Origin of the sequence: Shewanella sp. S1-49-MNA-CIBAN-0167, assembly GCF_040310145.1 — a bacterium.
Taxonomy (GTDB): Bacteria; Pseudomonadota; Gammaproteobacteria; order Enterobacterales; family Shewanellaceae; genus Shewanella; species Shewanella psychromarinicola.
This window is the reverse complement of the sequence record NZ_JBEOPO010000167.1, coordinates 1-311: the sequence shown is the minus strand read 5'-3', so window position 1 is coordinate 311 and position 311 is coordinate 1. Positions and strand designations below refer to the sequence as shown.

The window sequence follows — 311 nt, the reverse complement described above, 5'->3', positions numbered from 1 at the left end:
AGATAACCCAGAGCGATAGGTAACAAGATTGCTGTTTCGACTAATAAACCTGATTTTGCGTCAATATTAACTTTTTTGCGCAGTAAACCATAAAACCCAAAGCTGGCTGCCAAGGCTAATGATAAAAGCGGAATAGAGCCAAAAGAGATCAACTGCACTAGTACCCCTATACTGGCCAACGCCACTGCAACCCATTGCAATTTTCGCAAGCGCTCACCCAGAAATACCATTCCTAATAAGACGTTAAACAACCAAAACAAATTAAAAAAAGAAAAATTATCAATATTTAGTATAAATAAAAATAAATTAAA

Annotated in this window: 1 pseudogene; it reads right to left on the bottom strand. The window is 35.7% G+C overall.

The features are described 5' to 3' along the window. Positions 1–311: pseudogene (locus tag AAEZ00_RS20835) on the bottom strand (EamA family transporter RarD); the annotation flags it as partial.